The sequence below is a fragment of the Nonomuraea sp. NPDC047529 genome (assembly GCF_040642995.1).
In the GTDB taxonomy this organism is placed as follows: Bacteria; Actinomycetota; Actinomycetes; order Streptosporangiales; family Streptosporangiaceae; genus Nonomuraea.
In genome coordinates this window covers 16,122-33,926 of record NZ_JBEYTJ010000007.1, presented here as the reverse complement: position 1 = coordinate 33,926, position 17,805 = coordinate 16,122, and the positions used below count along the sequence as shown (strand labels likewise).

Genomic DNA, 17,805 nt, shown 5'->3' with positions numbered 1-17,805 from the left:
TTGCGATCGCGCACGCTGCTGTGGATATCCTTCACAATCAGTCTGAGCTGCCCGGATTCGCGCGTACTTGGTGGTGTGCGCGCTCCGTGCGGATATGCCGTCCCTCCAGATGGTTGACCGCTCGGGCCGATATGAGTTCCGATGATCTCGCGGTGATCAGACACGCCCTCACCGCCGTGCCAGAAGTGAAGGTGAGAGCGTGACCGACGACGGCCCCCGCGTTCCCAAGTACTACGACGTGAAGCGCAGTCTTCTGGAGCTCACCAAGAGCCTGCCCACGGGTACCGCCCTGCCTCCCGAGCGCACGCTGGCGGTGCGGTTCGAGACCTCGCGCACCACCGTCCGCCAGGCGCTGACCGAGCTGGTCGTCGAAGGCAGGCTGCTGCGCATCCAGGGCAAGGGCACGTTCGTGGCCCAGCCGAAGGTCGCGCAGGTGCTCCAGCTCACCTCCTACATCGGCGACCTGCGCACGGCGGGCCTGGAGCCGGACACCAAGATCCTGGAGATCGGCTACATCACCGCCGACGAGGCGCTCGCGCGGCGGCTGGCCATCAACCCCGGCGGCCGGGTGCTGCGCATCCACCGGCTCCGGCTGGCCAACGGCGAGCCCGTCTCCATCGACACCACCCACCTGTCCGCGCGGCGCTTCCCCCGCCTGCGCCGGGAGCTGGAGGTGCACGCCTCCCTGTACGAGACGCTGCACAACGCCTACAACGTACGGCTCACGGACGCCGAGGAGATCATCGAGACCGTCCTGGCCACCCCGTACGACGCCAAGGCCCTGGGCGTGGACGTGGGCCTGCCGATGCTCCTGCTGACCCGCCACGCCTTCGACGCCGACGGCCACCCGGTGGAGTGGGCGCAGTCCCTCTACCGCGGCGACCGGTACAAGTTCGTCACGCGCCTGCGGCGTCCCTGACCGCGATCGCGGACGGCGGCTTCTAGGCTGGGACGATGAGCGTTCTCGTCGTGGCCGGCACCGACTTCGGCGTGGGCAAGACCGTCGTGTCGGCCGCCCTGGCCGCCCTGGCCGTGGAGCGGGGGTCGTCCGTGGCCGTGGTGAAGCCGGCGCAGACCGGCGGCGGCCACGACCTCGACGAGGTGATCCGGCTGTCCGGGGTGAGCACCACGTTCGAGCTGGCACGCTACGCCGAGCCGCTCTCCCCGGCCGCCGCGGCGCGGGTCGCCGGGGTGCCGCCGGTGTCGCTGACGGCCGCCGCCCGGTTCGTCGAGGAGCTGGCCGAGAGCAACCGGCTGGTCGTCGTCGAGGGCACGGGCGGGCTGCTGGTGCGGTTCGACGAGGACGGCGCGACGATCGCCGACCTGGCCCGCCTGGTGGGCGCACAGGTGCTCGTGGTGGCCGGGGCCGGGATCGGGGCGCTCAACCACACGGCGCTGACCCTGGAGGCCCTGGCGCACCGGGGGCTCGACCCGGCGGGCGTGGTGATCGGGCGCTGGCCGGCGGAGACCGGGATCATCGAGCGGAGCAACGTCGCCGATCTGGAGATGCTGGCCGCGCGGCCGCTGGCGGGGGTGCTGCCCGAGGGAGCCGGGAGACTCGGCCGCGAGGCGTTCGCCCGGGCGGCGCGTGAGGGGCTGGGCGCCACGCTGGGCGGTTCGTTCGACCCGTCCGCCTTCAAGCGGCGGGTGGGGGTGCTCTAGCAGGCGGCCTCGGGGAGGCGGCAGACCTTTACGGTCATCTCGCGCGCCTGTCCGATCAGCCCCTTGAAGCCCTTGAGCGGCAGGCTCCTGGTCGGCCAGGCCGACTCGCCGGCGATGTAGAGGGCCGCGCCGCGCCTGACGGCGACCGCGTGCTCGCCGTTCTCGAAGAAGCGGCCGCCGGCGCGCAGGCCGTCGTCGCCCACGTCCAGGGGCCGGGTGAAGTAGCGGCGACGGTTGACGCCCTTGCCGACGTCGGCGCAGCGCCTGAGGTCAGCGCGCAGGACGCGCATGGCGGCCTCGGCGTGCCGGACGTCCTGGTAGACGACGAGCTGCTCGTACTTCATCTCGTCCTCGCTGGAGTACAGGACGGCCCGCGCCTCCAGGCGGCCGCCGTCCCGCCTGCGGTACGACAGGCACGGGTCGAGCTGGAGCGGCAGTTCGACGGAGTTCTTGACGGTGTAGGTCTCCCACTGCCTGGCGGGCGGGTGCTTCTCCAGGAACAACATGCCGTGCGGTAACCCGCCCAGCAGCGTGGACACGGCCGCCAGCGCGGCAACCCCTGCTGCGAACATGCGAACCTCCCCTTGGTCTGTTTGGGAATGAGATGTCCGGTGCGCGGCAATGGTTCGAGGGTGGGGTTAGCCCTACCGTCCACCGGCACACCAGACCCATTTCGCGGGGGTCTGGTGGGTCAATACCTTTGACGCATGAAAGTCCCCCGTCCCTGGTCGGCACGTGCCTGGCTCGACACGTCCCACGTGATGATCGGGCTGCCGGTCGCCATGGTGCTCGGCGGGCTCACGTTGCTGCTGGCCGTGGCCCCGCCGGTGCTGCGGCGCGGCGTCCCGGTGTTCACCCGGGTGCAGCGGTCCAGGTTCGCGGCCTTCCTCGACGTACGCATCCCGCCGCCGGTGGGACCGGCCGGCTGGCGCAGGGCGACCACCTGGCGGCAGATCGCCTACCACCTGCTGTCGCCCTTCGTCGGCGCGGCGGCGGCCTTCCTCGTCGCGCTGGCGTGGGGCGGCGCCGTGGTGGGGCTGCTGGCGTTCCTGCCACCGCGCATACAGGCGCCGCCGCTGGTGTTCCTGGTCGACCTGCGCGATCCGGTCATCGCGGGGGTCTCCATGGCGACCGGCCTGGCACTGCTGCTGCTCGCCCCCCTCCTGGCCAGGGGCATGGCGGCGCTCGACCTGTCGGTGGCGCGCACGCTGCTCGGGCCCAGCCGTAACGAACTGGGGCAGCGCATCGAGACGCTGACCGAGAGCCGGGCCGGCGTGATCGACGCCGCCGACGCCGAGCGCCGCAGGATCGAGCGCGACCTGCACGACGGCGCCCAGCAGCGCCTGGTCTCGCTCGCCATGAACCTCGGCCTGGCCAGGGCCACCCTCACCGACCTGCCCGAGCCCGCCCGCGAGGCGATCGAGCGGGCCCACGAGGAGGCCAAGCAGGCGCTCAAGGAGCTGCGCGACTTCGTCCGCGGCCTGCATCCGGCCGTGCTCAACGACCAGGGGCTCGACGCGGCGCTCTCTGGCGTCGCCGCCCGCGCCCCGCTTCCCGTACGCCTGCGCGTCGACATCGACCGGCGCGTCTCCCCGACCATCGAGGCGGTGGCCTTCTTCATCGTGTCCGAAGCACTGACCAACATCGCCAAACACTCCGCCGCGACCAGGGCCGAGGTGACGGCCCGGCGCGAGCGCGACCGCCTGCACGTGCTGGTGCACGACAACGGCTGCGGCGGCGCCCGGCTCGACGGCGGCACCGGGCTGCGCGGCCTGGCCCAGCGCATCGACTCCGTGGACGGGACGCTGCGCCTGTCCAGCCCGCTCGGCGGGCCGACCACGATCGAGGTGGACCTGCCGTGCGAGTAGTGCTGGCCGAGGACTCCGTCCTGCTGCGCGAGGGGCTGATCAGGCTGCTGGACGCGTCCGGCATGCGAGTGGTGGCGGCCGTGGACGAGGCCGAGGGCCTGCTGCGGGCCGCCGAGGAGCACCGGCCGGAGCTGGTGATCACCGACGTCCGGATGCCGCCCACGCACACCGACGAGGGGCTGCGCGCCGCTCTCGTGCTGCGCCGCCAGCATCCCGGCCTGCCCGTGCTGGTGCTCTCCCAGTACGTCGAGGAACGCTACGCCGCCCGCCTGCTGGCCACGGCGACCGGCGGCGTCGGCTACCTGCTGAAGGACCGGGTGGCCGACGTGGCCGACTTCATCGACGCCCTGCGCAGGGTCGCCGGCGGCGGCACCGCCCTCGACCCGGAGGTCGTCGCCCAGCTCCTGCTGCGCGGCGACAGCGACCCGCTGGAACGGCTGACGCCACGCGAGCACGAGGTGCTCAAGCTCATGGCCGAGGGCCGCTCGAACGCCGGCATCGGCCAGGCGCTCGTGCTCAGCGAGGGGGCCGTGGGCAAGCACATCGGCAACATCTTCACCAAGCTCGACCTGTCCCCCGCCGAGGGCGATCACCGCCGGGTCCTCGCCGTCCTGCAGTTCCTCAAGATCAGGAGCATGCCGTGAGGGCCATATGGCTGACGGCGGGAGCCGTGGCCACGGTGGCCGCCCTGCTGCTGTCCGTCCTGCTGGTCTGGAACGGGTTCGCCCGGGCCACCGCGCCGCAGGAGAGGCAGGTCAGGTCGGTGCCGTTCGAGCTGAGCACGCTGAAGGTCACGACGGGCAGCGGCGAGGTGAACGTGGAGATCGCCCCGGGCCCGGCGGGCGAGCTGACGATCGCGCGGAACGTGGGCTGGACCTCGATCGACCGGCCGGTGATCACCGAGGACTGGAACGGCGACACCCTGCGGCTCGACATCCGGTGCGGGGCCTCGCGCGACCCGGACGGTCCCGTGTGCCGGGCCGACTACACGCTTCTGGTGCCGTTCGAGACCGGGATCGAGGCCCGGACGACCGTCGGCGACCTCTCGGTCGGCAACGTGGTCGGCGCCGTGCGGCTGACCACCGTGTCAGGGGACGTGCGGGCCGACGGGATCACTGGCGGGCTGTGGGCCAGGTCCGGTTCGGGGACCGTCAACGGCAACTCGCTGCTCGGCACCCAGGCCGACGTCGAGACCGGCTCGGGCGACGTACGGCTCGACTTCGCCAGCCCGCCCCTCACGGTCAGGGCCGTCGCGCGGGCCACCGGCGACGTCGAGCTGCGCCTGCCGCCGGAGACCTACGACGTGACGACCGAGGGACGGCGCACCGAGGTGGAGGTCGACGCGTCCACGGGCGCGCCCAGGAAGGTCGAGGCACGGGCGCCGCTGGGCTCGGTCCGCGTCTGCTGCGGATAGCGGCGGAGCACCCGGTCCAGCCCAGACGCAAGCCTGAGGATCTGTTTACTCTTATCACTGGTTGGTAAGTTCCCGGCATGGAGTCTGCGAAGCACGCCGGTGACGTCGCCGTCGCCGTGTCCAAGGCCTATGGCGTCGAGACCATGTTCACCCTGTCGGGAGGCCACGTCTTCCCGCTGTACGACGGCGCGGTGCACGAGGGCATGCGCATCCTCGACGTACGCCACGAGCAGAGCGCGGTCTTCGCCGCCGAGGCGACGGCCCGGCTGACCAGGAAGCCCGGCCTGGCCGTGCTCACCGCCGGCCCGGGCATCACCAACGGCGTCAGCGGCATCGCGACCGCGCACTTCAACGGCTCGCCGGTGGTCGTCATGGGCGGCCGCGCCCCCCAGTCGCGCTGGGGCAGCGGCGCCCTCCAGGAGATGGACCATCCGCCGCTGCTCGGCCCGATCACCAAGCTGTCGTTCACCTCCTCCGGCGCCGACTCGGTCGGCCAGGACGTCGAGTCGGCCTTCCGCACCGCCGTCGCGCCCCAACGCGGCCCGGTCTTCCTCGACTTCTACATGGACCACCTGTTCGCCCCCTCGCCCGCCCACGAGGTGCACACGCAGTCGCCCTCGCCGCTGGAGCCCGACCCCGACGACCTGGCCTCCATCGCCCGGCTGCTGGCCGAGGCCGAGCGTCCGGTGCTGGTCTACGGCTCCGACGTGTGGATGGACCGGGCCGAGGAGGCCGCGCGCGACTTCGCCGAGACCTGGCGGCTGCCGGTCATCCCCAACGGCCAGGGCCGCGGCATCCTGCCCGCCGGGCACGAGCTGCTCGTCACCCGCGCCCGCGGCCTGGCCTTCTCCCAGGCCGACCTGGTCATCGTGATCGGCACCCCGCTCGACTTCCGGCTCGGCTACGGCTGGTTCGGCGGCAAGGACGGCGCGCCGCTGGCCCGCGTCGTGCACATCGCCGACGCGCCCTCGCAGCTCGCCACGCACATGCAACCCGCCGCCAAGGCCGCGGGCGACCTGTCGGTGGTCCTGTGGAGCCTCGGCGCGGCCTGCGGCGACGCCGGGGTCAAGCCCGGCTCGTACGCGTCCTGGCTGTCCACGCTGGCCGACGCCGCCGCCGCGGCGATCGAGGGCGACGCCGACCTGCTGGCCGCCGACACCGACCCGATCCATCCCATGCGCATCTACGGCGAGCTGGGCAAGGTCCTGGCCGACGACGCCGTGGTGATCGGCGACGGCGGCGACTTCGTCTCCTACGCCGGCAAGTACGTCGAGCCCAGGCAGCCGGGCAACTGGCTCGACCCCGGCCCGTACGGGTGCCTCGGCACCGGGCTCGGCTACTCCATCGCCGCCCGGCTGGCCCGTCCGTCCTCGCAGGTCGTGCTCCTGCTCGGCGACGGCGCCGCCGGCTTCTCCCTGATGGACGTCGACACCCTCGTACGCCACCGCCTGCCGGTCGTCATGATCTGCGGCAACAACGGCATGTGGGGCCTGGAGAAGCACCCCATGCAACTCCTGTACGGCTACAACGTGGCCGCCGACCTCCAGCCGCAGTGCCGCTACGACCAGGTCGTGACGGCACTGGGCGGCGGCGGCGAGCTGGTCACCAAGCCGTCGGAGATCGGGCCGGCGCTGCGCAGGGCGTTCGACTCCGGCATCCCGTACATGGTCAACATCGCCACCGACCCGCAGGTCGCCTACCCCCGCAACACGACGGGGATCTGACCCCCTACGACTTGGGCGTGGCCGAGGGGGTCGGCGACGGCGTCGGCGTCGTGCAGATGCCGTCGATGACGTAGAGCGTGATCACCTTCGTCTCCGGGACCACCGTGCCACCGGCCGGCACCGTCTTGGTGATCTTGCGGCAGGCGGGGTCGTCGGTGGTCACGGAGGTGTCGCGGACGTGGACCTGAAGGCCCGCCGCCTCGATCATCTCCTGCCCCTTGAGGAAGGACAGGCCGGCGACCTCGGGCACCTTGATCTTCTTGACCGTCGACGTCGGCGTGCTCGTGGGCGTCTTGGTCGGTCCCTTCGTGGTGGTCGGGGTGGTGGTGGGCGTGGTCGTCGGCTCCTCCTCGGGCTCCGACGGCTCCTCGCTCGGAGGGTGCGTGGGCGGCCTGGTGGTGGGCGGCAGGGCCGGCTTCGTGGCAGGCGTCGCCGTGGGCTTGCCGCCCTTCTTGGGGCCGGACTTCGTCGGCGTGGGGCCGTCGTCGCTGTCGCCCTGATGGGTGATGGTCGAGGTCGGCGTCGGCGTGCCGGGGACCATGCCCGTCAGCGCCACCGCGCCGGCGCCCACGCCGAGCACCACCGCGGCCGTGAGCCCGACGACCAGGCCGGTCCTGCGCGGCGCCTTGGCGGCGCGGCGGCCACCCGGGCGGCGCTCGCCGACGGCGGCGGTGGTCTCCTCCGCCGACGCCGGCAGGTGCGTCCCCGTCTGGAACGCGCCACCCCCGGCCGGCGGCTGCCCGCCCTGGTAGGCGGGCGGCTGCCCCTGCTGGTAGGCACCGGTCTGCGAGGGCTGCCCCTGCTGATAGGCGCCCGTCTGCGAAGGCTGACCCGGCTGATAGGCGCCCGTCTGCGGGGACTGGCCCGCCTGGTAGGCGCCGGTCTGGTACGACTCGGGCGGCGGGGCCATCGTGGCCCCCGTGGCCGGCGGCGCGATCTCGGCCACCGGCGTGATCGCCTGGCCCGACCCGGCCGTGCGGGCCGCCTCGCTCATCGCCTTCGCCGTCGGGAACCGCCTGGCGGGGTCCTTCGACAGCGCCACCTCCACCAGCGTCCGGATCGGCGCCGGGATGTCGGCGGGCAGCGGCGGCGGCGCCTCCCGGATGTGCTTGAGCGCGATCGTGACCGCGCTGTCACCGTCGAACGGCCGCTGACCCAGCAGGCATTCGTAGGCGACCACGCCGAGCGCGTAGATGTCCACGGCCGGCGTGACGGGCGCGCCCTCGGCCTGCTCGGGCGCGCAGTAGGCGGCCGTGCCCAGCACCATGCCGGCGTCGGTCAGCCGGTTGGCCAGGTCGGAACGGGCGATGCCGAAGTCGGTCAGCACCAGCGTCCCGTCACGCTGCACCAGCAGGTTGCCCGGCTTGACGTCACGGTGCACGATCCCCTGGTCGTGCACCGCCTGCAGGGCCGAGGCGGCCTGTGCGATGAGCTCCATGGCCGCCTGGGGCGGAATCCGGCCGAGCCGGGCCAGGAGCCGGTCGAGCGGCTCCCCGTCCACGAACTTCATCACGAGGTAGACGGTGTCGCCGCTCACCCCATAGTCGTAGACGTCCACCACGCCGGAATGGTTGATCGTGGCCATCGCCCTTGCTTCCCCCTGGAAGCGGGCGACGAATCCGCGATCATCCATGCGGCCTGGGAGCAGCACCTTGACGGCGACGGTGCGGGCGAGCACGATGTCCTCGCCTCGCCACACCTCGCCCATGCCGCCGGCGCCGATGCGGGTATCCAGCCGATACCGCCCCGCCAGCGTCGTGCCTTGGGCAACCATGACTCCCCCGCTACCCCCTACATCGGTAACCTCGCCCACCCCGCGGTTCTCCAACAAAGCGAACTTTTGTCGCGGTGAGGTAACACCGTGGTCACGGAAACTCCGAGAGTGTACCGGTCTCAGGAGTCCCATATGCCACTCAAATGCCGCAAGCCGTACAAACCCTATCCTGGAGCCTTATAGGCGTTGTTGTCCGCGTTTCCTGGAGATCAGAATCGCCCTGGGTAGGCTGATTCCCATGACGCTCTCACCTGGACTCCGCTCCCAACTGCTCACCATGGTCGAGAGATCCGACACAGCCGAGAAGTTCGGCAGCGGCGACGTGCCCGTGCTGGCCACGCCCAGACTGCTCGCGCTGGCCGAACGGGCCACCGTCGAGGCCGTACGCCCCCAGCTGGCCGAGGGCGAGACGTCGGTCGGCACCCGGGTCGAGCTCGAACACCTGGCCGCCAGCCCCCTCGGCGCCCATGTCGAGCTCACCGCCGAGCTCACCGAGGTGGACGGCCGCCGGCTGGTCTTCACCTTCGAGGCCCGCGACCTGCAGGGCACGGTCGTGGGCAGGGGCACGGTCGAGCGAGTGGTCGTCGACCGCGCCAGGTTCCTGGCCCGCGTCAGTCGATGACGGCGATCAGATCGCCCTCCTGGATCACGTCGCCCTCGGCGACCTGGAGCTGGGACACCACGCCCCCGTCCTCGGCGAGCACGGGGATCTCCATCTTCATCGACTCCAGGATGACCAGCGTGTCGCCCTCGGAGACCGCCTCGCCCTCCCGGACGACCACCTTCCACACGTTCGCCACCATCTCGGCGCGCACCTCAGCCACCGGGGCTCCTCTCTTCCGACGCCACCAACCATGTCAACAGGGTCAAGCCCGCATTCGCCCGACCAGTCCTGTGTCGTAGTCTCCCGCGACGAATGCCGGGTTCTCCAGCAGCTCGGCGCAGAAGGGCAGATTGCTCTTCGGCCCCTCCACGGTGAACTCCGCGACCGCCTTGCGGCCCAGCTCCAGCGCCTCGGTACGGTCGGCCCCAACCACGCACAGCTTGGCCATCAGCGGGTCGTAGTACATGCTCACCGTGTTGCCCACCTCGTAGCCGGAGTCGACGCGGACGCCGTCGCCGGCGGGCTCGTCCCAGGTGGTGATCCGGCCGGGCCCGGGGAGGAAGCGCTTGGGGTCCTCGGCGTAGACCCGGAACTCGATCGCGTGCCCGGTGGGCGCCACCGTGATCTCCGGGCTCTCCCCCGCGGCCACGCGCAGCTGCAACTCCACCAGGTCGAGGCCGGTGACCAGCTCCGTGACCGGGTGCTCGACCTGGAGCCTGGTGTTCATCTCCAGGAACACGAAGTCCTGGGCGTCGGCGTCGACCAGGCACTCGACCGTGCCCGCGCCGACGTAGCCGACGGCCTCGCCGGCCCGCATGGCTGCGGCCAGCATGCGTTCGCGCAGCTCGGGGCCGATGCCGGGGGACGGCGACTCCTCGACGACCTTCTGGTGGCGGCGCTGCACCGAGCAGTCGCGCTCGCCCAGGGCCAGCACCCGGCCGTCGGGCAGGCCGAGGATCTGCACCTCGACGTGGCGGGCGCGTTCGACGTAGCGCTCCAGCAGGACAGCGGGCCCGGCCAGCGCGTCACCCGCGCCGCCCGCCGCGGCCGCCGCGGCGAACCTGGCCGCCGCCCTGGCCGCCTGCTCGAACGCCTTGGCCAGCCCGGCGTCGTCGCGGGCCACGCTCATGCCGATCCCGCCACCGCCGCCGGCGGTCTTGACCATGACCGGGTAGCCGATCAGCTCGGCCGCGTCGAGCGCGGCGACCAGGTCGGTGACCGGTTCCCTGGTGCCCGCGGCGACGGGCACGCCCGCCTCCTCCATGAGGTTCCTGGCGTTGATCTTGTCGCCCATACGGTCGATGCACTCCGGCGACGGCCCGATCCACACCAGCCCGGCCTCGATCACCGCCCGCGCGAACGCGGCGTTCTCCGACAGGAAGCCGTAACCGGGGTGAACCGCCCCCGCTCCCGTGGCACGGGCCGCCTCCAGGAGCCTGGCGGGGTCGAGGTAGCTCTGCGCGGGGTCGGCCGGGCCGATCAGCACCGCCTCGTCGGCCTCGCGCACGAACGGCAGCCCGGCGTCGGCCTCGGAATGGACGGCGACGGCCCGCAACCCCATCCGCCTGACCGTGCGGATGATCCGCCGCGCGATCTCCCCGCGGTTGGCGATCAGAACGGGCCCGAGCGTCTCAGCAGTCACGCGGACAACCCTATGACCGCCGTCGGCTCGTCCCCTTTCCCCCGGGCACACCGATCAACAGAGCATGATCTGTAGGAACCCCACAAAACCGGGCGATTCAGCTAGATGCGGCCTCTGCCGACCACCCGGGTCAGGGCGTCGAGCGCGGCGGCGTCGTACGCGCTGCCCGCCGTGAGCCTGATGCGCTCCAGCGCCGCCCCCGCCCGGTCGCGATCGGTGGACGGCCCCACCAGGTCGTCGTAGGCGTTGGCGACCCTGATGATGCGGCTGGACAGCGGCGGGTCGTCGGCGATCTCGTCGCACTGCCTGCGGACCACCTCGGCCACCCGGTCGAGCACGCCCGTCTGCCTGATCACCTCGGCCCCCAGCTCGGCGATGCGCCGCGCCTGCTCCGGATCGGCGAGCACGGTCGCGCCCCCCGGGATGGGGTCGCGCAGCGAGAGCTGGCCGATGTCGTGCATGAGGGCGGCGTACTCCAGCTCCAGCAGCTCGGGCTCGGCCATGCCCAGCTCCCGGCCGACCGCCACGGCCAGGCGGGAGACCCGGCGGGAGTGGCCGGGCTCGACGTAGCCGCCGACCTCGGTGACCCGCGACAGGGCGCGGACGGTCTGCAGGTAGGTGGCGCGAATGCCGGCGTACTTGCGGAAGGCCACCTGCGTGACCAGCAGCGGCGCGGCGAAGACCAGCAGGGCCACCAGGTCCATGCTGTGCGTGGCGAGCGCGAGCAGCACGCCGGAGGCGGCCACGGCGGCGCCCAGCGGGAACGCCATGTTGATCTCGTCGCGCACCGCCACCCGGAACGCCGTGCGCAGCCGCTCGGCCCGCAGCAGCGCGGCGATCAGCACGTCGACCAGCAGCGTCACCGTGATCAGCGAGACCATCACGACGAGCGCCGGCCACCAGGTGTGGGCGCCCGGCGGCGGCTTGGTGAGCTGGTAGAGCGGGTCGGCCAGCGGGCGGAAGGCGAAGGCCAGCAGCGCGCCGGTGAGCAGGCGGCGGGCCATCGCGTCGAGCCGCGGCGGCCGGCCGACGGCCAGGTGGGGCAGCGCGCCGGCGACCATCCCCGCCGCGATCACGGCCACGACCTGCAACGCGGAGTGGCGCAACTGGTTCTGGCTGAGGTCGAGCAGCAGGGTGTAGCCGAGCGCCGCGGCGGCGCCGATGGGCGCGACCTCCCTGTTGCCCGGCATGGTCAGCCGGGCCAGCTCGCCCACCGCGATCAACGCGCCGAACCCGATGGCGATCTCGGGACGGTCGAGCCCGACGGCCGCCGTGTGCGCCACCCCCGCGACGGCGACCAGGCCGGCCGCGCAGATCAGCAGCAACTGGCCGGAGTCGAGCCTGCGCAGGACGGTGGCCTGCGCCCTGTCGGCGCGCCGGACGCGCTCGGTGGTGGTCATGGCCCGCTCACGACCTGGATGGGCATCGTCGGGTCGTCGTGGTCCTTGATCGTGGCCTCGGCGGCGTCGGGCGGCGGCGCCTCGACCCGGCGCGGCGGCTGCCACGGATTGCGTTCCAGCGCCTTGATGAACGCGGCCACCATGATCGGGTCGAAGTGCGTGCCGGAGCACTTGCGCAGCTCCTCCACGGCCACCTCGACCGGACGCGCCCCCCGGTAGGAGCGGTCGGAGGTCATCGAGTCGAACGCGTCGGCCACCGCGATCACCTTGGCGAACTCGGGGATCTCGTCGCCGGCCAGGCCCATCGGGTAGCCGGTGCCGTCGTGGCGCTCGTGGTGGTGCATGATCCCGGCGTAGGCCTCGTCGAGGAAGCCGATGCCGCGGACGATCTCCAGCCCGCGCATCGGATGGAGCTGGATCGCGGCGAGCTCCCCCTCGGTGAGCGGCCCGTCCTTCTGCAGCACCTTCGTGGGCACGCCGAGCTTGCCCACGTCGTGGAGCATGCCGGCGTAGCGGATGGCGCGCACGCGTTCGAGGCCCATGCCGATCTCCTGGGCGATCATGCTGGAGGCGAGCGAGACACGCGTGCAGTGGCCCCGCGTGTAGTAGTCCTTGGTCTCGACGGCCTGGCAGAGCGCGGCGATGGTGGCGTCGTACGAGCGCTGCTGGGCGTGGTACTGGCCGAACGCCCAGCGGGCCACGAACAGCGGCATCAGCACGAGCACCGCCGAGATCGACTGCACGGTCGCCCACAGCCCGGCCACCAGCAGCCCGAACGTGCCGTAACCGAGGTAGGACAGCAGGAACTGCACCATGCCGCGCAGCGGCACCTCCGTGGCCCGCACGCTGGTCGCCAGGCTGATCATGGTCAGCGTGAGCACGATGTTGAGCGGCACGAAGACGGCGGTCGCGGCGGCGTAGGGGCCGATGAGGCTGTCGAACTCGTTGACCCGCGGCACCCCGATCGTGCCGTGCAGCCACTCGTAGACCCAGCCGGAGGCGTAGCCGCAGACGGCGAACTGGGCGCCGTTGAACAACCGTTTGATCAACGGCAGCCCCGGCCGCACGCTGACCGCCGCGGTGAGCCCCACGACCGCCGCGCCCTCCGGCCCGATCAGCACGACCGCGGCCAGCGACGCCGAGAAGCTCACCGACACCGCGAACTGCTCGACGTTGAGCAGCGTCGGCATCGACTCGCACACCAGGAAGAGCAGCGCGAGCACCAGCAGGATGTCGAGATTCTCCGGCGCCACGAGCGGGCCGGAGACGATCGCGCTGTGCCCGATGAGAGCGGCCGCCGCCGCGATCACGGCGACCAGGTAGACCCTCGCGGGCCAGGGCAGGTCACGCATTGCCGCCCCCTACTGCGGTCAGGTCCAGGACACCCCTGGCGGAAGCGCGCCGATACCGGCCAGGACCACCGTCGAGGCGACCACGATGACGGCGGCGAGCAACCAGGTGAACCTGTCCTTCAACATCCCACATGCCTCCACGTCGACTTCTGGAGTTCACGCTACAGAAGAGGACGTCACCGTACGGGCCGAGCGGGAAATCGCAAGCAAAGTGTAATCAAGCAACTACCTGGCGCGACTCCGCGCCCAGGCCACGGTGCTCTTGACACCGGTAGGCAGGTCGGTGCGCGGCTCCCAGCGCAGCCCCTCGTGGGCGGGCACCGGGTCGACGGCCATCGCGGGCAGGTCGCCGACGCGCGGCGGCGCGAACCCCGGCTTGTCGTGGGCTCCGGCCGCGTCGGCGATCAGCGAGTGCAGGCGCCTGTCGGTGGTCTGGATGCCGGTGCCGAGGTTGAACCGGCGGCCGTTGCCGTCGCTGCCGCAGGCCCGGACGAAGCCGTCGACCACGTCGTCGACGTAGACGTAGTCGCGGGTCTGGGTGCCGTCGCCGTAGAGGACGGTGGGGGTGCCGTTGAGCAGGGCGTCGGTGAAGATCGACACGACGCCGGCCTCGCCGTCGGGCGACTGGCGCGGGCCGTAGACGTTGGAGAGCACCAGCGTGGTGTACTCCAGGCCGTAGAGGGCGCGGAAGGTCGCCAGGTAGGTCTCGGCGCTCAGCTTGGAGGCCGCGTACGGCGAGCGCGGGTCGGTGGGCGCGTCGCCCGGCACGGGGATCGTGGACGGCCGGCCGTAGACCGCCACGGAGGAGGCGAACACCACCTTGCGCGTGGTGCCCTCCTTGGCCGCCGTGAGCACCGAAGCGGTGCCCTCGACGTTGAGCCGGGCGTCGTGGACGGGGTCGGCCACGCTCTTGCGCACGCTGATCTGGGCGGCCAGGTGGCAGATGACCTCGGGCCGCAGCTCGGCCGCCAGCCCGATGATCGCCGGGTCGCGCACGTCGAGCACGTGCAGGCTGAAACGGTCGCTCTCGGCCGCGTTGACCAGGTTGTCCCTGCTGCCGGAGGACAGGTCGTCTACGGCGACGACCTCGTGTCCGTCCGCGAGCAGGCGGTCGACGAGATTCGACCCGATGAAACCGGCACCACCGGTGACTAGGACGCGCATGGCGTGAATCCTAGTCGGCCAGCTCCGACCTCACCTGCTCGATCCGCGCCAGCACCTTGGAACGCAGATCGGCGGGGACGGGGTCGCAACCGCAGTGCTTGGCCACGAGCGCCTTGACGGCCTTGTCGAGGTCGTACTCCTTCAGGCACGGGCTGCACTCGTCGAGGTGCACCCGGATGTCGGAGACGTCATGGTCGGTCAGCTCGCCGTCGAGATAGGCGTAGACCTTGTCCAGCACCTCGCGACAGTCGGTGTCGTGCGGGTTGCCACAGCTCATTTCGTTCCCTCCGAGGGGACCAGGCCGCGCTCGCGGGCGTAGTCCTCAAGGAGGCCCCGGAGCTGCCTGCGTCCCCGATGCAGCCTGGACATCACGGTGCCGATGGGAGTGCCCATGATGTCGGCGATCTCCTTGTAGGGGAAGCCTTCGACGTCGGCGAGGTAGACGGCGATCCTGAACTCTTCCGGCAGTGCCGCGAGCGCCTGCTTGATGTCGCCGTCGGGGAGGTGTTCGAGCGCCTCGACCTCGGCCGACTTCAGCCCGGTGGAGGTGTGGGACTCGGCCCGCGCGAGCTGCCAGTCCTCGATCTCCTCGGTGCCGGACTGCTTGGGCTCACGCTGCTTCTTGCGGTAGCTGTTGATGAACGTGTTCGTCAGGATCCGGTAGAGCCACGCCTTGAGGTTCGTGCCCTCCTGGAACTGGTGGAACGACGCGAACGCCTTGGCGAAGGTCTCCTGAAGCAGGTCCTCCGCGTCCGCTGGATTCCGGGTCATCCGGAGCGCGGCGGAGTAGAGCTGTTCGAGATACGGCATGACGTCGCGCTCGAACCGCTCGCTGCGCTGCTCCAGAGTCTCCGCGCCTGTCGCGGGCACCGGACCCACCCCCCTAAGATCACCGGTGGCCGGCTGTGGCGGTACACCGTACTCAGGGGAGAATACCCGCTGGCCGATGACCTCCTGGTCATCGGGGCGCGGTCTTTCCAATGTGAGCATGCTCGTCGCAACACGCCCGCGCCCTTGTCTGTTCCCGCAAGATAGAAGGTACAGAGGACCCGGTGCGGGGAACGTCAATACGTACCGGCTGGTAGCCCTTTTTCCGGAACTCAGGAGTCGCGTGTGCTGCCCATTCCGGCCGAGGAACTGAACGGCTCTGGGACGCTCGGGCCGTACTGGACCTTCTACCGCGCCGTCGCCGCCGAGCAACTGAACCGATGGCTCCCCGGCGAACCATCGGTGATCCTGGATCTGTCCGGCGGCCGCGGACGCTGGTCCGGCCAGGCCGCGAGGGCGGGACACCGGGTGATCGAGGTGCTCGACTTCCGCCGGACCGTGGACGCGCAGTCCCGTTTGCGGGACGCCGACCGGGTTCGGCACGTACGCGCCGATGATCTGGCGTTTCTTCCCGATGAGAGCGTCGACGCCGTGCTCGCCGAGGAACGCGCGATGTCGATCGAGCTCATGGCCGAATCGGCGATGAGCGACGTGGCCAGGGTGCTGCGTCCGGGCGGGCGGGCGCTGGTGTGCGTCGACTCGCTGGTGCTCGGCATGGCGATCCTGGCCGAGCAGGAGCAGTGGCAGCATCTGCGGCAGACCGGCGAGGTCATGCTGGTGCCCTGGCCCGACGGCAGCATCACGCGCTGCTTCAGCAGCGGTCAGCTCCGGGAGCTGCTGATGGGGGCCGGGCTGGAGGTGGAGTGGATGCGGCCGCGCACGGTGTTGTCGCCGTCCACGGTCGACCACGTGCTCGGGTCCGACGGGCGGTCGCTGACCTGGCTCGTGCGCACCGAGCTCGACGCCCATCCCGACGACGACGACACGGTCGGGATTCACCTGGTGGCCAGCGCCCGCAAGAGCTGAGCCGCCGGCCGGTCCCGGGGGCCGCCGTTCTTCGTGTCCGGCGGCCTTCGGCTCCCGCCCGCGCGGCTCCCGCCCGCCGGGGCGGCGTCCGGGCGGTCAGCGGCGGCGTTCGCGTCTTCCCTGGCACTGTACGCAGCGGGCGGCCTCCGGGCGGGCCTCCAGCCGGCCCTCGGGCACCGGCTTGTCGCAGTCGACGCACCTGCCGTACGCGCCTTCGTCCAGGCGGGTGATCGCCTCGGTCACCGCGCGGCGCTGCGCGGTCGCCGCGGTGAGCATGGCCTGCGCGCGGTCGGCGTCGGTGAGGTCGGAGCCCGCGTCGGCCGCCGAGCGTTCACGGATCGCGACGGGATCGCCCCGAAGGACCCCGATCGAACGGTCCAGCTCCACGAGCATGTCTTCGAGCCGCCTACGAGCGGTCGCGACGTCCACGAATCCGCACCTCCGGGTGAAAAGGGGGAAGCCCGCGGCGAGGACTCCCCGGTTGTCCCGCCTGGCGCAATTAGGGGCATGTCAGAGCGGTGACACCGAGTGAACGGTTGCATCGCTTTCCTCACCGAATGCCCACTTACCCTGCTTCTTACACCTTTAGAAAAGGCCGGCTTCTTCCCCGTCGGGCAGCGGTTTGATGAGATCCGGTCCATTGTTCCGGACATTATTGACATCAGTGGAAACGGGATATGCCGCCAGCCTCCCGGCCTCCGCGGGCACCAGGAGACGCGAGGCGCGGTCGGTGTCGGTCAGCCCCGGGTCGAGCCAGTCGGCCCAGCGGTCGCGCTCGATCATCATGGGCATCCTGTCGTGGATGCGGCCGAGGTGGTCCTCCGCGTCCGTCGTGATGACCGCGCAGGTCACCAGCCACTTGAGCGGGTCGTCGTCGTCGCGCGTACGGTCCTTCCAGAACTCGTACAGGCCGGCCATGGCCAGCACGCCGCCGTCCTCGGGGTGGATGAAGTACGGCTGCTTCTTCTTCTCGCCCTCGACGGCCATCCACTCGAAGTAGCCGTCGGCCGGGATCAGGCACCTGCGCTTGGCGAACGCCTGCCGGAACGACGGCTTCTCGGCCAGCGTCTCGGCCCTGGCGTTGATCAGCCGGGAGCCGATCGACGGGTCCTTGGCCCAGACGGGCACCAGGCCCCACTTGACGATCCTGAGCTGCCGGACCGCGTGCTCGTCCTCCTTGGACGTCCGGCTCATGACCGCGTAGACGTTCTTGGTGGGGGCGACGTTGAAGTCCGCGCCCAGCTCCTTGTCGGGCTCGCCGTCGAGCTCGACCTGGAACTCCTCCAGCAACTCGTGCTTCTTGCGCGCCGAGGCGTATCTACCGCACATGTCCCCACATTGCCATAC

19 protein-coding genes are annotated in these 17,805 nt (G+C 71.3%); 8 read left to right on the top strand and 11 right to left on the bottom strand.

Translation table 11 applies throughout. The annotated features are described in order from the left end of the window. Window positions 1–199: 199 nt before the first annotated feature. Window positions 200–919, top strand: coding sequence for a GntR family transcriptional regulator (locus ABZ815_RS13295; RefSeq protein ID WP_357697299.1), 720 nt, complete (start codon window positions 200–202; stop codon window positions 917–919). A gap of 35 nt (window positions 920–954) precedes the next feature. Continuing rightward, window positions 955–1,662, top strand: a complete 708-nt coding sequence (gene bioD, locus ABZ815_RS13290; RefSeq protein WP_357697297.1) for a dethiobiotin synthase — start codon at window positions 955–957, stop codon at window positions 1,660–1,662. Here the strand turns inward: bioD and ABZ815_RS13285 are convergent. After that, window positions 1,659–2,234, bottom strand: a complete 576-nt coding sequence (locus ABZ815_RS13285; RefSeq protein ID WP_357697295.1) for a hypothetical protein — start codon at window positions 2,232–2,234, stop codon at window positions 1,659–1,661. The genes bioD and ABZ815_RS13285 overlap by 4 nt on opposite strands. A 135-nt stretch (window positions 2,235–2,369) precedes the next feature. Between ABZ815_RS13285 and ABZ815_RS13280 the strand changes: the two genes are divergently transcribed. The 4 genes from ABZ815_RS13280 (at window position 2,370) to ABZ815_RS13265 (ending at window position 6,668) form a co-directional block, all read left to right on the top strand. Then, the gene (locus ABZ815_RS13280; protein ID WP_357697293.1) at window positions 2,370–3,530 is read left to right on the top strand and encodes a histidine kinase; all 1,161 of its coding nucleotides are present in this window, start codon (window positions 2,370–2,372) and stop codon (window positions 3,528–3,530) included. Then, complete coding sequence (locus ABZ815_RS13275; protein ID WP_357697291.1) at window positions 3,521–4,174, top strand: response regulator transcription factor; 654 nt, start codon at window positions 3,521–3,523, stop codon at window positions 4,172–4,174. Before ABZ815_RS13280 ends, ABZ815_RS13275 begins: the two co-directional genes overlap by 10 nt. Next, window positions 4,171–4,944 carry a DUF4097 family beta strand repeat-containing protein gene (locus ABZ815_RS13270; RefSeq protein ID WP_357697289.1) on the top strand — a complete coding sequence of 258 codons (774 nt, stop codon included), beginning with the start codon at window positions 4,171–4,173 and terminating at the stop codon, window positions 4,942–4,944. The genes ABZ815_RS13275 and ABZ815_RS13270 overlap by 4 nt, the downstream gene beginning before the upstream one ends. A gap of 77 nt (window positions 4,945–5,021) precedes the next feature. Continuing rightward, window positions 5,022–6,668, top strand: coding sequence for an acetolactate synthase (locus ABZ815_RS13265; RefSeq protein ID WP_357697287.1), 1,647 nt, complete (start codon window positions 5,022–5,024; stop codon window positions 6,666–6,668). A 4-nt stretch (window positions 6,669–6,672) separates the two neighbouring features. Here ABZ815_RS13265 and ABZ815_RS13260 read toward each other — a convergent pair whose 3' ends face one another. Then, complete coding sequence (locus tag ABZ815_RS13260; protein WP_357697285.1) at window positions 6,673–8,442, bottom strand: protein kinase; 1,770 nt, start codon at window positions 8,440–8,442, stop codon at window positions 6,673–6,675. A 238-nt stretch (window positions 8,443–8,680) separates the two neighbouring features. Between ABZ815_RS13260 and ABZ815_RS13255 the strand changes: the two genes are divergently transcribed. Continuing rightward, window positions 8,681–9,064, top strand: a complete 384-nt coding sequence (locus tag ABZ815_RS13255; protein ID WP_357697283.1) for a hotdog domain-containing protein — start codon at window positions 8,681–8,683, stop codon at window positions 9,062–9,064. On the opposite strand, the gene ABZ815_RS13250 is transcribed toward ABZ815_RS13255, so the two are convergent. The 7 genes from ABZ815_RS13250 to ABZ815_RS13220 form a co-directional block, all read right to left on the bottom strand. After that, window positions 9,054–9,266, bottom strand: a complete 213-nt coding sequence (locus tag ABZ815_RS13250; RefSeq protein WP_357697281.1) for a biotin/lipoyl-binding carrier protein — start codon at window positions 9,264–9,266, stop codon at window positions 9,054–9,056. The genes ABZ815_RS13255 and ABZ815_RS13250 overlap by 11 nt on opposite strands. A 42-nt stretch (window positions 9,267–9,308) precedes the next feature. Then, a complete protein-coding gene (locus ABZ815_RS13245; protein ID WP_357697279.1) occupies window positions 9,309–10,688 on the bottom strand; it encodes a biotin carboxylase N-terminal domain-containing protein in 1,380 nt (459 codons plus the stop codon). Window positions 10,689–10,789: 101 nt separating this feature from the next. Continuing rightward, window positions 10,790–12,088 carry an HD domain-containing phosphohydrolase gene (locus tag ABZ815_RS13240; protein ID WP_357697277.1) on the bottom strand — a complete coding sequence of 433 codons (1,299 nt, stop codon included), beginning with the start codon at window positions 12,086–12,088 and terminating at the stop codon, window positions 10,790–10,792. Beyond that, on the bottom strand, window positions 12,085–13,440 hold the full coding sequence (locus tag ABZ815_RS13235; protein ID WP_357697275.1) for an HD-GYP domain-containing protein: 1,356 nt from the start codon (window positions 13,438–13,440) through the stop codon (window positions 12,085–12,087). Before ABZ815_RS13235 ends, ABZ815_RS13240 begins: the two co-directional genes overlap by 4 nt. A 225-nt stretch (window positions 13,441–13,665) precedes the next feature. Beyond that, window positions 13,666–14,604, bottom strand: coding sequence for an NAD-dependent epimerase/dehydratase family protein (locus ABZ815_RS13230; protein WP_357697273.1), 939 nt, complete (start codon window positions 14,602–14,604; stop codon window positions 13,666–13,668). Between the two features lie 10 nt (window positions 14,605–14,614). Beyond that, window positions 14,615–14,881 carry a mycothiol system anti-sigma-R factor gene (rsrA, locus tag ABZ815_RS13225; RefSeq protein WP_357697271.1) on the bottom strand — a complete coding sequence of 89 codons (267 nt, stop codon included), beginning with the start codon at window positions 14,879–14,881 and terminating at the stop codon, window positions 14,615–14,617. Continuing rightward, the gene (locus ABZ815_RS13220; RefSeq protein WP_357697269.1) at window positions 14,878–15,483 is read right to left on the bottom strand and encodes a sigma-70 family RNA polymerase sigma factor; all 606 of its coding nucleotides are present in this window, start codon (window positions 15,481–15,483) and stop codon (window positions 14,878–14,880) included. The genes rsrA and ABZ815_RS13220 overlap by 4 nt, the downstream gene beginning before the upstream one ends. A 234-nt stretch (window positions 15,484–15,717) precedes the next feature. Here ABZ815_RS13220 and ABZ815_RS13215 point away from each other — a divergent pair, with 234 nt between their 5' ends. Continuing rightward, the gene (locus ABZ815_RS13215) at window positions 15,718–16,458 is read left to right on the top strand and encodes a methyltransferase domain-containing protein (RefSeq protein WP_357697268.1); all 741 of its coding nucleotides are present in this window, start codon (window positions 15,718–15,720) and stop codon (window positions 16,456–16,458) included. 96 nt (window positions 16,459–16,554) lie between these two features. Here ABZ815_RS13215 and ABZ815_RS13210 read toward each other — a convergent pair whose 3' ends face one another. After that, a complete protein-coding gene (locus ABZ815_RS13210) occupies window positions 16,555–16,887 on the bottom strand; it encodes a TraR/DksA C4-type zinc finger protein (RefSeq protein WP_357697266.1) in 333 nt (110 codons plus the stop codon). Window positions 16,888–17,043: 156 nt separating this feature from the next. Further along, window positions 17,044–17,787: an SOS response-associated peptidase gene (locus tag ABZ815_RS13205; protein WP_357697264.1), complete on the bottom strand. Its 744-nt coding sequence runs from the start codon at window positions 17,785–17,787 to the stop codon at window positions 17,044–17,046. Window positions 17,788–17,805: the final 18 nt, after the last annotated feature.

Bases quoted from the DNA above. Each gene is read 5' to 3' on its own strand.
- ABZ815_RS13205 (WP_357697264.1), bottom strand. From the start codon at position 17,787: ATGTGCGGTAGATACGCCTCGGCGCGCAAGAAGCACGAGTTGCTGGAG.
- ABZ815_RS13230 (WP_357697273.1), bottom strand. From the start codon at position 14,604: ATGCGCGTCCTAGTCACCGGTGGTGCCGGTTTCATCGGGTCGAATCTC.
- ABZ815_RS13235 (WP_357697275.1), bottom strand. From the start codon at position 13,440: ATGCGTGACCTGCCCTGGCCCGCGAGGGTCTACCTGGTCGCCGTGATC.
- ABZ815_RS13255 (WP_357697283.1), top strand. From the start codon at position 8,681: ATGACGCTCTCACCTGGACTCCGCTCCCAACTGCTCACCATGGTCGAG.
- ABZ815_RS13240 (WP_357697277.1), bottom strand. From the start codon at position 12,088: ATGACCACCACCGAGCGCGTCCGGCGCGCCGACAGGGCGCAGGCCACC.
- ABZ815_RS13265 (WP_357697287.1), top strand. From the start codon at position 5,022: ATGGAGTCTGCGAAGCACGCCGGTGACGTCGCCGTCGCCGTGTCCAAG.
- ABZ815_RS13285 (WP_357697295.1), bottom strand. From the start codon at position 2,234: ATGTTCGCAGCAGGGGTTGCCGCGCTGGCGGCCGTGTCCACGCTGCTG.
- ABZ815_RS13260 (WP_357697285.1), bottom strand. From the start codon at position 8,442: ATGGTTGCCCAAGGCACGACGCTGGCGGGGCGGTATCGGCTGGATACC.
- bioD (WP_357697297.1), top strand. From the start codon at position 955: ATGAGCGTTCTCGTCGTGGCCGGCACCGACTTCGGCGTGGGCAAGACC.
- rsrA (WP_357697271.1), bottom strand. From the start codon at position 14,881: ATGAGCTGTGGCAACCCGCACGACACCGACTGTCGCGAGGTGCTGGAC.
- ABZ815_RS13280 (WP_357697293.1), top strand. From the start codon at position 2,370: ATGAAAGTCCCCCGTCCCTGGTCGGCACGTGCCTGGCTCGACACGTCC.